The organism is Pseudoalteromonas sp. SR41-8, from assembly GCF_014163915.1.
GTDB lineage: Bacteria > Pseudomonadota > Gammaproteobacteria > Enterobacterales > Alteromonadaceae > Pseudoalteromonas > Pseudoalteromonas rhizosphaerae.
Genome location: NZ_JACJEE010000017.1, coordinates 78,222 through 93,561 on the forward strand (window position 1 = coordinate 78,222; position 15,340 = coordinate 93,561).

Here is a 15,340-nt window from a genome sequence, read left to right on the forward strand (position 1 = left end):
CAAAGTTGCTGGGTACAACTCAGTATTTACAGCCAAATCCACTGATATCTATTGGTTTAATTTGTTCGCCTTTACCACTGTGATCGTCATGCTTGATGATTAAGGTATTCGCTTTTTCACTAAATGTGAACGACCCTAACCAATCGAGGGTGGCTATCGGTGTTAAAGTATAAAAGCCATTTTTATCAGTGCATTGATAAGAAAAATAATGCGTTGCTTTGCCAAACGCGCCAACATCCGAGGTATACACACTAATATTCCCCTGTTGCCGGTAGTCGTCGGCTTGAGTGCCAACCACTAGATACAATGCACTAATGATTGCTAGGACAATAAATTGGATCCCTGCCAATATAAAAAAGCTGATATCAAATAATTTAGCATACCAAACTCGGGGCTCGTCATGATGGGGATGACCGTGGCTTGCTAACAAAAAGCCACCGATAGTCACCAATATTAATTTAATCGGCATCATATAAGCACTGAGTAAATACATGCTTTTTGCATTATGCCATTGCAGCCCAAAAGCCGTTGGTATAAATAAACTATCTAGCAACGGCAATAATATCAGCAAGCACGCGATAATAAGTTTTTTATGTTTTAGCATTTATAAGTGATGGCAGTTGATGATAGGTTTGAGTGTACAAATAAAAACCGTGAATAAAAAGCCCGTTAAAGTAACTTAACGGGCTGATATTAATCTTCAATCTTCAATCTTCAAAAAATTAATCGTCTTCGATGTTATCCAAACCTTTGGTGCCGTCTTTGGCTTTTAGTTTATGGTGTATTGCTGATTTTATTAGCATGTAACCGCTGATCGGTGCGGTGATCAATAAGAAAATTGAGATCAATAATTCTTTGACACTAACGCCATCTTGCGTGTTACTAAAAAATACCATCGCGGCGATTAGCATTCCAGCCATGCCAAGGGTTGTAGCTTTTGTAGGACCATGCAGACGCATAAAAAAGTCCGGCATTTTGATAAGGCCTATCGAGCCTATTAATATAAATGCACCACCGATTAATAATAATATAGAAACTATCCATTCACTGATCATGTTATTACCCTTTATTCGATGATGTCGCCACGTAACAAGTACTTACATACCGCTACTGTACTTACAAAGCCAAGCATCGCGATTAACAGTGCAGCTTCAAAATACAACCCTGTGCCCATACTCATACCGTATAAAATAATTAACGCTATGGTATTAATATACATAGTATCTAGCGCTAAAATGCGGTCAGGTACCGAAGGGCCTACCACCAAACGCCATAAGTTAAGCAGTAACGATAAACCAATCATTGCAAAAACAATTAAAAAGACCGTTTCTAACATTGAAATATCTCCTTAAGAGGTGCTTCGTAACGTTGTTTAATGGTGTCGATCAATGCTTGTTCGTCATCTAAATCTAATACATGAATAAGCAAATAACGCTGCGTTGGTTGCTCACCCTCAGCGAGAGATTCAGGTATCGGATATACCTCTGCACTTACGGTCCCAGGTGTGAGCGATACTGTGCTTGCCAAAATAGTTATAGGCATAGCATGGCTGAGCTCTATTGGTACTTTTACAAACGCGGGACGCAGTTTTTTAACTGGCCCAAGAATAAGCAATGCGACTTGCATATTGGCGGTAATAATGTCGTACATCACGATAATTAACTGCTTTAGCGCTAAACCGGGCTTAATAATAAGCGGTTGCGGTTCGCGAAATGGAAAACTGACTAAAGGAATTAAAATAGCGAATATCACAGCCAACACTATATGACCTGCCGATACGCTGTTATTAAGTAGCAGCCATACGACAAACAATAATGCACTGCGAAAAGGTGTTGGTAACCAACGAAAACGTGATTCTAAACGCATTATAAGCCCCCTCCAAGTACTGTATTGATACCACCGGTAATATCATGCAATTGCGTAGCAGCAGCAATCATATATTCACTTACTGCGCCGCCAAAGATCACTAACAAAGGCGAACAAACTAATAAAGCAATTATTGCCGTGATCTGCAATGGATGCGCTTTTACTCCTTCAGTCGGTTCACAGTCTTGGTGTTTGCGTTCCCAAAACAAGGTAGTACCCGCTCGAGATAATGCGACCAATAATGCAAAGCTGGCAAGCAAGTAAACAGGCCAAAATAGCAATGCTTTTTCGCTATCTAAGGTGGTTTTTAAAATCCACACTTTACCAATAAACCCTGACAGTGGTGGCATGCCGACTACAGCTAAAGCAGCAATAATAAAGCACGTGCCTAATAAGTATGGTTGCGCTACGCCGCGTCCTGGCGCAAAACGATCCGCAACTTTACCACGCTGATGAGCAATCAGGTCGGCCACTAAAAATAAGGCCGCGCACACTAAGGTTGAATGCACTAAGTAATACAACAGCGCCGCTGTGGCATTAATGTTTTGTAATGCGACTAAGGCGACTAACGTCCCCACCGATACAATCACTAAATTAGCAGTGAGCTTACGTAAATCTTGCGCGGCAACAACACCAATGGAGCCAACTATAATAGTTGCAACGGCCAAGCCCCACAACCATGGTTGTGCCATGTGTGCAAGTTGCCCTGCTTCATCACCAAAGATAACGGTATAGACACGCAGCATTGCGTATACACCCACTTTAGTCATAATTGCGAATAACGCTGCCACCACAGGCATTGCACTAGCGTAAGTATTGGGTAACCATAAGTGCAGTGGTAACAATGCGCCTTTTAGCGCAAAAACAACCAGCAGTAATAACCCACCAATTTTTGCAAGGTAGACGTCATCGCCCTGTAACTGCGACACTTTTTGTGCCATATCGGCAATATTCAAGGTGCCTAATACACCATATAAAATACCCAGTGCAATCAAAAACACACTCGATCCAATCAGGTTTAAACTCACGTATTGAATGGCTGATCGCGTTTTGTGTTTATCACCGTCATGCATTAGTAATGAGTAGGAAGCAATTAACAGCACTTCAAAAAATACAAACAGGTTGAATAAATCCCCTGTTAAAAACGCACCGTTAACACCCAGTACCAAAAAGTGTACTAAAGGATGAAAAAAGCCCCCTTTTTCATCATCTCCCATACAGCTGTAAACAGTAACAGCCAAACCTAGAAATGACGTTAGTAACACCAGTAGGACTGACACTAAATCAGCAACCAGCACGATCCCAAATGGGGCTTGCCAGCCGCCGATGGCATACACAATAATGCCTGACTGGAAAACTTGCCATAATAATAGCGCACTGACGAAAGTGTTTAATAATGCCATGACTACAGAGGCAACACGACGAATAGGAATACTTTTCCCACAGGGAGGTAACAGTAAAATAATGCCGGCAAGCATAGGTAATAAAATTGGCCAAGAAGCTAGATGCTGGATCATTTGTGCTCCTTGTGTTCAATTTTACCTAAGTGACCATCTACATGATCATTGCCTAAATCAGCACGACCACGAATTGCCAAAATCACGACAAAGGCGGTCATTGCAAAACCAATTACAATAGCTGTCAGTACCAACGCTTGCGGCAGCGGATCGGCATAGTCAGTGCCTGTACCAAGCACGACGGCTTTATTAATAGTTAAGCGCCCCGCAGAGAATAAAAATAAGTTCACTGCGTATGACAGCATCGTTAACCCTAATACTACCGGAAAAGTCCGTGCTCTTAGGATCAAGTACACCCCACAAGTCACCAGTACACCAACGCATGATGCGTATAACAGTTCCATTAAATATTTACCTCTTTCTTAGGTGTATCTGCGGTTAACTTACCTAGGCTTGCGAGTATCATTAAGGTCGCGCCGACTACGGTCATGTAAACACCTAAATCAAATACGATGGCACTGGCCAGTTCTACTTTGCCGATAAATGGCACATCAAAATATTCAAACCAAGTGGTTAAAAACGGTCGTCCAAATGCCCAACTTCCTAGCCCTGTTAACATTGCAATGGCGATACCCGAGGCAATGATCTTTCGATAGTTCACATCAAAGCGCTCAGAGATCCAAATTGAACCATGAGCCATATACTGCAAAATAAAGGCAATTGCAGTGACTAACCCGGCAATAAAGCCCCCACCAGGTAAGTTATGACCGCGCAAAAAGATATACGCAGAGACTAATAACGCCAATGGCAATAAACTTTGTGAAATACTGGCTAATAACAGTGGATGACGTTCTCGCGCCCAAGGGCGACCTTCACTGTCGCTGGCTGGCATAAACAATGGTAAATTAGTTAATACTTTATAAATACCTAACGCTGCAATCCCCAGTACCGTGATTTCCCCTAGGGTATCAAAGCCCCTGAAATCAACCAAAATAACGTTTACGACATTGGTACCGCCTCCGCCAGTTTTTGCATTGGCGATAAAGAAATCTGAAATTGACTCAAGCGGACGCGTTAATAATGCATAACAAATACTGGCAATAACCACCCCCACTGCTGAGGCAATCCCTAAATCACGTAAAATACGTAATGAACTCGACTCTTTAGGGGTGCGTTGCGGTAAGAAGAATAATGCCAGCATTAATAAAATGACTGTCACTACCTCTACGGTTAACTGTGTAAGCGCTAAATCGGGCGCTGAGAAGCGAGTAAATGCCACTGAAACCATTAACCCTACGATTGATATCATCAATAACGATACCATCCGTGAGCGATGCCAAATCACAGTGCTAATGGCACCGATGATCATTAAACCTGCACCAATGGCATTATGAAAATCGATCGGCGTACGTGGCGCAGTACCCGCCAAAGCGTTCATTTCAAACAATGGCCAACCAGCACACAACAATACGACCCCCAACATCACAACAATGTAACGTTGCAGAGAACCATTTTCGGTGCTGCTGATTTTTTCTTGACTCCACTTAATGATCGCATAGACAAACCGCTCAAAGGTTTTTTTAGCATTTAATGGAGGTAGTGATGCTTGAAACTTAAATAAGTGCTTACGCTGAATATATATAAATACACCGCCCACGACAGCCATCGCACTCATAAGCAATGGTAAATTAAAACCATGCCAAATTGACAGTTTAAACTGTGGTGTCGCTTCCCCAAGAACTGCTAGCGACGCCGCTGACAAAATACCATCAACCACAAAGTTTGGAAACATACCGACTAGTAAACACAACACAACTAGTATTTCGATTGGCACACGCATATAGCGAGGAGGCTCATGCGGTGTTTTTGGTAAATTGATTGGGTCGCCATTAAAGAATACATCGTGAATAAAGCGTGCCGAATATGCTACAGAAAAAGCAGCCGCTAGAGTTGCTAATACAGGAATAAGCCACGACATAGAACCAAGTATTTGTTGATGTAAGGTTTCTGCAAAAAACATTTCTTTTGACAAGAAACCATTTAATAGCGGCACCCCAGCCATTGCCGCTGCAGCAACCATTGCCAGTGTCGCTGTATAAGGCATAAATCGCCACATACCATTGAGCTTACGCATATCTCGCGTACCAGTTTCATGGTCAATAATACCGGTGGCCATAAATAATGACGCTTTAAACGTTGCATGGTTAATAATATGAAATATTGCCGCTACTGTGGCAAGTTCAGTATCTAACCCAAGTAATAAAGTGATCAAACCTAAATGGCTAATGGTTGAATACGCCAGAAGCCCTTTTAAATCATGCTTAAATAAAGCGATGTAGGCGCCGACCAATAACGTTGTTAAGCCGGTCATGGCAACCAAAATAAACCAGATATCTGTTCCAGCTAACGCTGGATAAAAACGTGCAAGTAGGAAGATACCGGCTTTTACCATAGTCGCTGAATGCAAATAGGCACTCACTGGCGTTGGGGCTGCCATTGCGTGCGGTAACCAAAAATGAAATGGGAATTGAGCTGATTTAGTAAATGCACCTAGCAATACCAACACTAATGCAACTTCGTATAAGTCATGTGACTGGATCAATGTTTTGCTAGCTAAGATAACGTCTAGATCATAGCTACCAACAATATCACCAAGCAGTAGTAAGCCGCCTAGTAGAGCTAATCCGCCGGCTCCAGTGACTGCTAATGCCATACGTGCCCCTTTGCGGGCCTCTGATTTATGCCACCAAAAACTGATTAACAAAAATGAGCTAATACTGGTTAATTCCCAAAACAGCCATAGTTGAATCACGTTATTCGACATCACAATACCTAGCATTGCAGTCATAAACAGCATTAAGTAACAGTATAATTTTGGCATCGAGTCATTATTACTTAGGTAATAACGGGTATAAAAAATAACCAGCAACCCGATCCCTAAGATCATAAAGATAAACAATAAGCTTAAGCCATCTAGGCGAAAAGCCAGCTCCATACCCAGCGCTGGTATCCATTGTGTGGTAAAGCGAATTGTCTCACCCGCTAAAACCGCTGGCGTGTGATAAATCGCAATTGCTAAGGCGCATAAAGGCGCTAGCATAGTTAAGCTCGTAGATTGATTACGAGTCAATTTGCCGGTGCAGGAAGAAATAACACTGCCAATTAAGGATAACAGGGGTATCCAGAGCAAAGTCATAGAGAGAAACCTTTTGAAGTCATAAGAGTATCAATACACTGCTAGTTAGTTTTAGTTTAGTACTGGTCATTTCGGATGGTTTTAATTTTAGCTTCAATAAACGCTTTATAGGTATATAGTTATACTGATCAGCGACGATTTTGTCTATAGTAAGCCCTTCTACCTGCTGTTATTTTGTACTATTTTAGTGCTGACAGCATATTATTTACAACTTTATCCCTCAATATTTTTTTTTGTCATTTTGTTTATAAAGTTCATAGGTGCTTTAAATTGCTGAAAATAGTCGCTAAATCGTAGTGGTTGATAGCTCGGATCAGTAATTTGTTGCAACCATAATTGTTGATAATGCACTGACAAAGGGATTTGTTGATATTGCATTATTGACCAGTTATGACTTGGTTTATATGCTTTAATTGGTGTTTGACAGCTATCACTTAGCTGCCAGCCAGCCGGTGGTGTAAGATCATTGGCAATAAAAAGGTTCGGCGCCACCAAGCCTTTTTGATTACATAGCCACGCCTGCTTCGCTGCGGGTAATGGATACTCATCTTCAAAGCCGTTAAAGTGCATCAGCTCATGTAAAAATAAACCGTAATAACTCGCCGAGTTTAAGTGCATTATGCCACCTTGCACATTGCCTGAGCCAGTTGCGGTCATCATCACTATAAAATCAAAGCCCGTTGGCCAAGCTTTATTGTGAGCTAAAGGCTGCCAATCACATTTAGCGGCATGTTGCGGCTGTTGTTGGCAGTTTATGGAGTCCCCTAAATAAATCGGCTTACTAAAACAAAAACTGCCTGAGCTCGGTTGGGGGTGTTGTTGATAACGAATTTTAAATGCATTAAGTTTTGCTAAACCTTGGCGATGATCTGTCATCATCAACACATTAAACTGACACTGCGGTTGCGCTTGCAGCTGTGAAAAGGATAATAAAAATCCCTCATGACTGGCAAAGCTTTGGTCAATACTCGCCGGTGTGGCGCCATGGTGTAATTTTAATTGTTCTGCCGCATGACTTGCAGGCAACAGGTGTTGCTCTGCCAGTGATGTTAAATCATCCCAACGTTCTGATTGCAGTAACAATGCACTGAGTCTGCGGCGCTTATCAACACTTTGCTGAGCCACGCTAACACGCCAAAAAGGTAAAGCCGATTGTGCTTGATCATTTGTTAGTAACCGCAGTGCCCAAGCAAATTGTGCATCTGTAACAGCATTTATAGCTAATAAGTATAAGGTAGCATCAGTCAATGAATTAAGCTGAGCATTAAAATCGTCAATAAAACGATAATAACTAATAAGAATAGAATCTGGGGTATGTTTTACATGCCAAAAGGCAATATCGCGATGCTGATTAACTGAGCTTGGTAAATATCCCAAACTCAGCATAACAACAACGCTAATAAATAATTTAACTGTCGTTTTCACCAGCCATTAACTCAAGCTCTAAACGGGCATATTTATATTCCACAAACTCATGCACATTGGTGGCAAGTGCTAAACGAAAGAAATCTGCGGCTTGATAATCAAGCCCTTTAGCTTGATATATTTTAGCTAAATAAAAGTAAGCTTCGCATAGCCTCTGCGCATATTCTTGTTCAGTTTTAACACCATCGGCAAGACTTGTTAAAAAGCCCTGCTCGCTCATATCGCCCAAATAAAGTGATATTAAACTATACGCCCATTGACTATCATCCAGCCCTTGTGCGTTGGCTTTTAAGTTTGCTATAGCTTGCACAGGATCAGCGCTTGCTTGCGCTAGATAAAGCCATAATACCCGGTAAGGATCACTTGGCGAACGTGATAAAAACTCTTTAAGATCAGCCGCTGCAAGATTTGCTCTATCGCCATAGTAAAGAGCAATACCACGATTTAAGTAGGCATATTCGTGTTGCTCATTGAGTTCTAACGCTGAATCAAAAAATTCATAGGCTTTTTCAAATTGTTGCATCAAGGTATGGTGAATACCTAAAAAGTTATACACTTCGGCTAAATCGGGCTTCAATTGCACAGCACGATTAAAATCAATCCGCGCCAAGGTAGACATACCTAAACTATCAAATAATACGCCACGGTCATAAAATAATTTTGCTTGTTGATCTGGCGCTAGATCAGCACGATTTAATAATTCAGAATAACGAGCTATCGCTATTTCACTACGAAAATCAGACGCTAAAGGCGCAGTGAAAGGCACATTCACAATCGCAGTCGGTTGTGCTTGCGAAGTAGATTGACAGGCGCTTAAAGACAGAATAGCAAACGATGCCAAGGCTATGTGTTTAAGTATCATTAAAATCCTTTATACCAAGATAAGTAGCAAACTGATAGGACAAGTGCTATCCAAAGAGGTTTCATTAAAGCATAAAAAAAGAGGCTATACAGCCCCTTTTTATATTATCCAGAGAATATCTGGATTAAATATCAACAATTAAGCGTCAGTTGGTGCATCAGCTGCGGCAGCTGCTGATTCCATTGCTTCTTTGATACTTAAACGTACACGACCTTGACGGTCTACTTCTAGTACTTTAACTTTAACTTCTTGACCTTCAGATAGGTGATCTGTCACGTTATTTACGCGCTCAGTACTGATCTGAGAGATATGCACTAGGCCATCTTTACCAGGAAGAATGTTTACAAACGCACCGAAATCAACGATACGTACAACTTTACCTTCGTAGATAGTACCTACTTCTAGTTCAGCTGTTAATTGCTCAATGCGACTAATTGCATTTGCTGCGCTTTCACCGTCTGTTGCTGCAATTTTGATTGTACCGTCATCACCGATTTCAATCGTAGTACCTGTTTCTTCAGTAAGTTGACGAATAGTTGCGCCGCCTTTACCGATAACTTCTGCGATTTTCTTCTGTGGTATCTTCATAGTGTAGATACGTGGAGCAAACATTGAAAGCTCTTCAGATGGTGCAGAAATCGCTTCGTCCATCACACCTAAGATGTGTAAACGTGCAGCTTTTGCTTGTTTAAGCGCAATTTGCATGATTTCTTGAGTGATACCTTCAATCTTGATATCCATCTGTAGTGCAGTGATACCTGCAGCAGTACCAGCTACTTTAAAGTCCATGTCACCTAAGTGATCTTCATCACCTAAGATGTCAGAAAGAACTACGAATTTTTCGTCTTCTTTAACTAGACCCATCGCGATACCCGCAACAGACGCTTTAATTGGCACACCCGCATTCATAAGTGCAAGTGAAGTACCACATACTGATGCCATTGAGGATGAACCATTTGATTCAGTGATCTCAGATACAACACGGATTGAGTAAGGGAACTCAGTCAATGTAGGCATTACAGCTTGGATACCGCGCTTAGCTAGGTTACCGTGGCCGATTTCACGACGCTTAGGAGAACCTACAAAACCTGTTTCACCTACGCAGAACGGAGGGAAGTTATAGTTAAGCATAAAGTGGTTTTTGTGCGTGCCAGTTAAATCATCTATTAACTGTGAATCACGTTCTGTACCAAGTGTAGCTGTTACCAGTGCTTGTGTTTCACCACGCGTAAAGATTGCAGAACCGTGAGTACGTGGCAATACGCCAGTCATTACGTCAAGTGCACGGATCATATCTGGTTCACGACCATCGATACGTTTTTCGCCAGCAGTGATGCGCCCACGTACGATTTTCTTCTCAAGAGAACCAAATACTTTGCCAACTTCTTGCTTGTCTAGTGACTCGCCTTCAGCAAGCTCAGCTGTTAATACAGCAACAACTTCGTCTTTAGCTACGCCAAGTGCTTCTTTACGAGCCACTTTATCAGTGATGCGGTAAGCTTCGCCTACTTTATCAGCTGCGATTGCTGCTACTTTATCTTCTAAAGCAACGTTCTTTTCAGGTGCTGCCCAATCCCATGTAGGCTTGCCAGCTTCTGCTTTGAATTCGTTGATTGCGTTGATGATAGCTTGAGATTGCTCATGACCATATACAACCGCACCTAGCATAACGTCTTCTGCAAGTACGTCAGCTTCTGATTCAACCATAAGTACTGCGTTATCAGTACCAGCAACAACTAAATCAAGTTGGCTTTCTTCAAGCTCTTTTAGCGTTGGGTTAAGTACGTATTCGCCGTTGATGTAACCAACGCGCGCTGCACCAATTGGACCACTGAATGGGATACCAGAGATAGCAAGTGCTGCTGAAGTACCGATCATCGCAACCATATCAGGTTGAATTTCAGGGTTAACAGAAACAACAGTAGCAATAACTTGTACTTCGTTTACAAAACCATTTGGGAAAAGTGGACGAATTGGACGGTCAATAAGACGTGCAATAAGTGTTTCACCGTCGTTAGGACGACCTTCACGCTTTAAGAAACCACCAGGGATACGACCTGCAGCGTACATACGCTCTTGGTAGTTAACTGTTAGTGGGAAAAAATCTTGGCCAGGTTGTGCTTCACGCTTACCAACAACAGTAACTAATACTGATGTGTCGCCAATACTTGCTAGTACTGCGCCGTCTGCTTGACGAGCAATTGCACCGGTTTCTAGGGTAACTGTATGTTGACCTAGTTGAAATTCTTTAATAATTGCTTGCACTTAAAATGTTCCTTAAATGTGTTCTAATAAGTTGCCATCAAAGTACCAATTACAGTACATAATTGTATTCAGTTGGAAATCAATTAAGTACTACAATTGGCAATGATGTGAATAAGCGTAGATAAACCTTTTTATCTACGCGCATAGTATATAACAAAGTAATGCAAAATTGCGAGCTTAGTCCCTAGATAAAAGTGGTGATAATAGGCGCGCTAAAAAGTGTGCTTTGCTGTCACTAACTATGTGGCTTTTATTTGATATTTCAAGAGAATTAATTGTTGTGGACAGAGAGAGTGAGAAATTTCAGACACAAAAAAAGGAGCTATAAAGCTCCTTTCTATGTAATCTAGTTCTTAGCGACGTAGGCCAAGTTCTTGGATTAACGCAGTATAACGTGCAATGTCTTTACCTTTAAGGTAATCAAGCAGTTTACGGCGAGTGCTTACTTTACGAAGCAGACCACGACGTGAGTGGAAGTCATGCTTGTGATCAGCAAAGTGACCTTGAAGCTTGTTGATATCAAAAGTAAGAAGTGCAACTTGTACTTCAGGTGAACCAGTGTCGCCTTCTGCACGTGCGAATTTTGCGATGATATCGATCTTTTCTTGATTGCTTAGTGACATAGTAACTCCAAAAATAAAATTTAAAAGGTGTCTTAGCCGATCACTAATTCAGCCAAAACGATTAGCGGGCGTATTCTACCAGCTACGGCAATAACTACAAGCTAAACTTTACGCTGTTGTTTCTTGCTGATTTGATAAGCCACGTTTTGACTTTAAATGGCCATCAGGATTACGTTCACCAGTGCCAATAAACACACCATCAGCGAGCACTTTAATTGCCCCTTCTGGCAGTTCAATATCAAGTACAACCGCCTGACCATGGCTAAAAGAACTACCTTGCTCTTTACTGAGCTCAACCACAGGTAGACCAACTAATGCGGTGTCCATTGGCAGTAATAGTTCATCAAGATAAGTAGAAGGCGTAAGCTCTTCTTGTTTCGCTTTTACTAATAACGCTTCTAACTGCTCAAGTGACACCATTTTGTCAGCAGGGTAATGCCCTACCGCACTGCGATGCAACATGATCACATGCGCGCCACAACCCAGGTTTTCGCCTAAGTCATCGACGATAGTACGAATATAAGTACCTTTTGAAACATGGGCGGTCATTTGCACTTCGTTATTAGCTTCATCGAACTCATCTAGTGTTAAACTAAATACGTTGATTTTTCTGCACTTGCGAGGTACTTCAATGCCTTCACGCGCATATTTATATAAAGGTCGGCCTTCATATTTTAACGCTGAATACATTGACGGGTATTGATCTGATTCACCTAAAAACTTAGCAATTTCTTCGCTAAGTTGCTCAGCCGTCACATTGACATCTTTAGTACTGACAATTTCACCATCAGAATCTGATGTTGTCGTACGTTCACCTAATTTAGCGCGAACTACATAGGTTTTGTCAGTATCGAGTAAAAACTGAGTAAATTTAGTCGCTTCACCAAAACAGATAGGCAGCATACCCGTTGCAAGCGGATCAAGGGCACCGGTGTGCCCCGCTTTTTGTGCAAAATACACACTTTTAGCTTGCTGTAGCGCTTTATTTGATGAAATGCCTATTGGTTTGTTTAACAACAAAATACCGTCAACTGGACGGCCTTTACTGCGCTTTGCCATCTGTATTAGTGCCTTCTTCGCTGTCTGTTTCGTCGATATGCTCTGCATCATCTACGCTATCAACTTCGTCATCTACATGCTTTGCTTTATCTTCACGAATAATAGAATCAACAAGGTTTGAAATACGCATGCCTTCCATCAGTGAATTATCAACCACAAACTTAAGCTCTGGCATAATACGGGCACGAATGCGTTTGCCAAGTAGTGAGCGAATATAACCGGTCGCTTCATTTAATACTTTAGCACTTTGCTTTGCAGCATCTTCATCTTGGGTGTTAAACACAGTAATAAAGATTTTTGCATAAGATAAATCACGTGATACTTCTACAGCAGATACTGTAACCATACCTAAACGTGGATCTTTAATTTCACGTTGCAAAATAACAGCAATTTCTTTTTGAATTTGCTGAGCAACACGATCAGTACGAGAAAACTCTCTCATTAGACTCTACTCTAAAAATTATAACTCATTGAGAAATATAAATAAGTTATTTAAATAATGGATACACAAATGGGGGCTGAGCCCCCATTTATTATCTTAGCTTACGAACAATTAAAGTGTACGTTGTACTTCAACTGTTTCGAATACTTCGATTTGGTCACCAACGCGAACGTCGTTATAGTTCTTAACGCCGATACCACATTCCATGCCGTTACGAACATCAGCAACATCGTCTTTAAAGCGACGAAGTGACTCAAGCTCACCCTCGTAGATAACCACGTTATCACGAAGTACACGAATTGGTGCGCTACGTTTAATAACACCTTCAGTAACCATACAACCAGCGATAGCGCCAATTTTAGGTGACTTGAACACGTCACGAACTTCAGCTAGACCAATGATCTCTTGCTTGAACTCTGGTGCTAACATACCAGACATAGCTTGCTTCACTTCGTCAATCAAGCTATAGATAACGCTGTAGTAACGTAAGTCTAAGTTCTCAGACTCAATTACTTTACGTGCCGATGCATCAGCACGAACGTTAAAGCCAACCACGATTGCATTAGATGCTGCAGCAAGGGTTGCGTCAGTTTCAGTGATACCACCTACGCCTGAGCCTACAATCTTCACTTTAACTTCATCTGTTGACAGTTTAGTCAATGAATCAGAGATTGCTTCGATTGAACCTTGAACGTCTGCTTTAAGTACCACATTAACTTCAGATACATTGCCTTCAGTCATGTTAGTAAACATGTTTTCAAGCTTCGCTTTTTGCTGACGTGCTAGTTTAACATCACGGAATTTACCTTGACGGTAAAGTGCAACTTCACGGGCTTTACGCTCGTCTTTAACTACAGTTGCTTCGTCGCCCGCTGCTGGAATACCAGATAGACCTAAAATCTCAACTGGGATTGAAGGACCTGCAGACTTGATGTCTTTACCGTTTTCATCGCGCATTGCACGAACACGACCATACTCAAGACCACATAATACAATGTCACCTTGGTTAAGCGTACCAGATTGTACAAGGATAGAAGCAACTGGACCACGGCCTTTATCAAGACGAGATTCAATAACAACACCAGCAGCCATACCCACAGTTGGAGCAGTAAGTTCTAACAACTCAGATTGGTTTAATACCGCTTCAAGAAGGTCATCAATACCTAAACCAGTTTTAGCAGAAATATGCACATACTGTGTATCACCGCCCCACTCTTCAGGAATAACGTCTAGTTGAGCAAGCTCATTCTTAACGCGATCTGGGTCTACGCCTTCTTTATCCATTTTGTTAACAGCGATAATTAAAGGAACGCCAGCTGCACGCGCATGCTGAACCGCTTCTTTAGTTTGTGGCATTACACCATCATCTGCTGCAACCACTAGGATTACGATATCTGTTGCTTTAGCACCACGAGCACGCATTGACGTAAACGCCGCGTGACCAGGAGTATCCAAGAAAGTGATCATGTTACCATTTACGTCAACATGATAAGCACCGATATGCTGTGTGATACCACCGGCTTCGCCAGAGGCCACTTTTGCTGAACGAATATAATCAAGCGTTGACGTTTTACCATGGTCAACGTGACCCATTACAGTTACTACTGGTGCACGTGGCTCAGATTTACCATCTTCATGACGGTCATTTAGTACTGTTTGCTCTAATTCGTTTTCTTTAACAATGATAACTTTGTGGCCCATTTCTTCTGCAACTAACTGTGCAGCTTCTTGGTCGATCACTTGGTTAATGGTAACCATGTCACCCATTTTCATCATTGTTTTTACAACTTCAGCGCCCTTAACGGCCATGCGTGATGCAAGCTCAGCAACTGTAATTGTTTCGCTAATACGCACTTCGTTTTTCACGTCAACCGTTGGCTTTTGGAAGCCATGTTGTAATGAAGCTGGTGCTTTTAGCTTGCTTTTCTTGCCTCTTGAAGGAACAAATTTCTCCTTCGCTGGGGCTTTTTTCTTTTTCTTAGCACGGCGTGTGCCTTGCTCATCACGCGCATCAGCAACATCTTCTGCTTCACGTGCGTAAGTAGAAGTCGTAAGGTGGTGATCAGCGGTTTCTTCGCGCTTCTTACGTTCTTCTTCTTCTTTCTTCCAGCGAGCTGAATTTTCTTCTGCTAGCTTTCTTGCCTC

The 15,340-nt window shown here is 41.8% G+C and carries 14 protein-coding genes; all 14 read right to left on the minus strand.

The annotated features are described in order from the left end of the window. Positions 1–19: 19 nt before the first annotated feature. The gene (locus H5162_RS12955) at positions 20–604 is read right to left on the minus strand and encodes a hypothetical protein (RefSeq protein ID WP_145240458.1); all 585 of its coding nucleotides are present in this window, start codon (positions 602–604) and stop codon (positions 20–22) included. 118 nt (positions 605–722) lie between these two features. Then, positions 723–1,055 (minus strand): Na+/H+ antiporter subunit G, encoded by a 333-nt coding sequence (locus tag H5162_RS12960; protein ID WP_145240456.1) that lies wholly within the window; start codon positions 1,053–1,055, stop codon positions 723–725. A gap of 11 nt (positions 1,056–1,066) precedes the next feature. Next, entirely contained in the window at positions 1,067–1,336 is a 270-nt protein-coding gene (locus H5162_RS12965; RefSeq protein ID WP_016707651.1) for a K+/H+ antiporter subunit F, read from the minus strand. Further along, entirely contained in the window at positions 1,330–1,866 is a 537-nt protein-coding gene (locus H5162_RS12970; protein WP_145240454.1) for a Na+/H+ antiporter subunit E, read from the minus strand. The genes H5162_RS12965 and H5162_RS12970 overlap by 7 nt, the downstream gene beginning before the upstream one ends. Further along, the gene (locus H5162_RS12975; RefSeq protein ID WP_145240452.1) at positions 1,866–3,383 is read right to left on the minus strand and encodes a monovalent cation/H+ antiporter subunit D; all 1,518 of its coding nucleotides are present in this window, start codon (positions 3,381–3,383) and stop codon (positions 1,866–1,868) included. The genes H5162_RS12970 and H5162_RS12975 overlap by 1 nt, the downstream gene beginning before the upstream one ends. Further along, positions 3,380–3,727 (minus strand): Na+/H+ antiporter subunit C, encoded by a 348-nt coding sequence (locus H5162_RS12980; protein WP_145240450.1) that lies wholly within the window; start codon positions 3,725–3,727, stop codon positions 3,380–3,382. The genes H5162_RS12975 and H5162_RS12980 overlap by 4 nt, the downstream gene beginning before the upstream one ends. After that, a complete protein-coding gene (locus H5162_RS12985; protein WP_149983002.1) occupies positions 3,727–6,519 on the minus strand; it encodes a monovalent cation/H+ antiporter subunit A in 2,793 nt (930 codons plus the stop codon). The genes H5162_RS12980 and H5162_RS12985 overlap by 1 nt, the downstream gene beginning before the upstream one ends. A gap of 213 nt (positions 6,520–6,732) precedes the next feature. After that, the gene (locus tag H5162_RS12990; protein ID WP_182718694.1) at positions 6,733–7,944 is read right to left on the minus strand and encodes a hypothetical protein; all 1,212 of its coding nucleotides are present in this window, start codon (positions 7,942–7,944) and stop codon (positions 6,733–6,735) included. Then, a complete protein-coding gene (gene nlpI / locus H5162_RS12995) occupies positions 7,928–8,806 on the minus strand; it encodes a lipoprotein NlpI (RefSeq protein WP_182778709.1) in 879 nt (292 codons plus the stop codon). The genes H5162_RS12990 and nlpI overlap by 17 nt, the downstream gene beginning before the upstream one ends. 138 nt (positions 8,807–8,944) lie before the next feature. Continuing rightward, positions 8,945–11,071 carry a polyribonucleotide nucleotidyltransferase gene (gene pnp, locus H5162_RS13000; protein WP_145240442.1) on the minus strand — a complete coding sequence of 709 codons (2,127 nt, stop codon included), beginning with the start codon at positions 11,069–11,071 and terminating at the stop codon, positions 8,945–8,947. A gap of 353 nt (positions 11,072–11,424) precedes the next feature. Beyond that, on the minus strand, positions 11,425–11,694 hold the full coding sequence (gene rpsO / locus H5162_RS13005) for a 30S ribosomal protein S15 (protein WP_016707659.1): 270 nt from the start codon (positions 11,692–11,694) through the stop codon (positions 11,425–11,427). A gap of 108 nt (positions 11,695–11,802) precedes the next feature. Further along, entirely contained in the window at positions 11,803–12,753 is a 951-nt protein-coding gene (gene truB, locus H5162_RS13010; protein WP_145240440.1) for a tRNA pseudouridine(55) synthase TruB, read from the minus strand. After that, positions 12,737–13,195: a 30S ribosome-binding factor RbfA gene (gene rbfA, locus H5162_RS13015; protein WP_145240438.1), complete on the minus strand. Its 459-nt coding sequence runs from the start codon at positions 13,193–13,195 to the stop codon at positions 12,737–12,739. The genes truB and rbfA overlap by 17 nt, the downstream gene beginning before the upstream one ends. A 111-nt stretch (positions 13,196–13,306) precedes the next feature. Further along, a partial coding sequence (gene infB, locus H5162_RS13020) for a translation initiation factor IF-2 (RefSeq protein WP_182778711.1) occupies positions 13,307–15,340 on the minus strand: 2,034 nt, incomplete at its 5' end.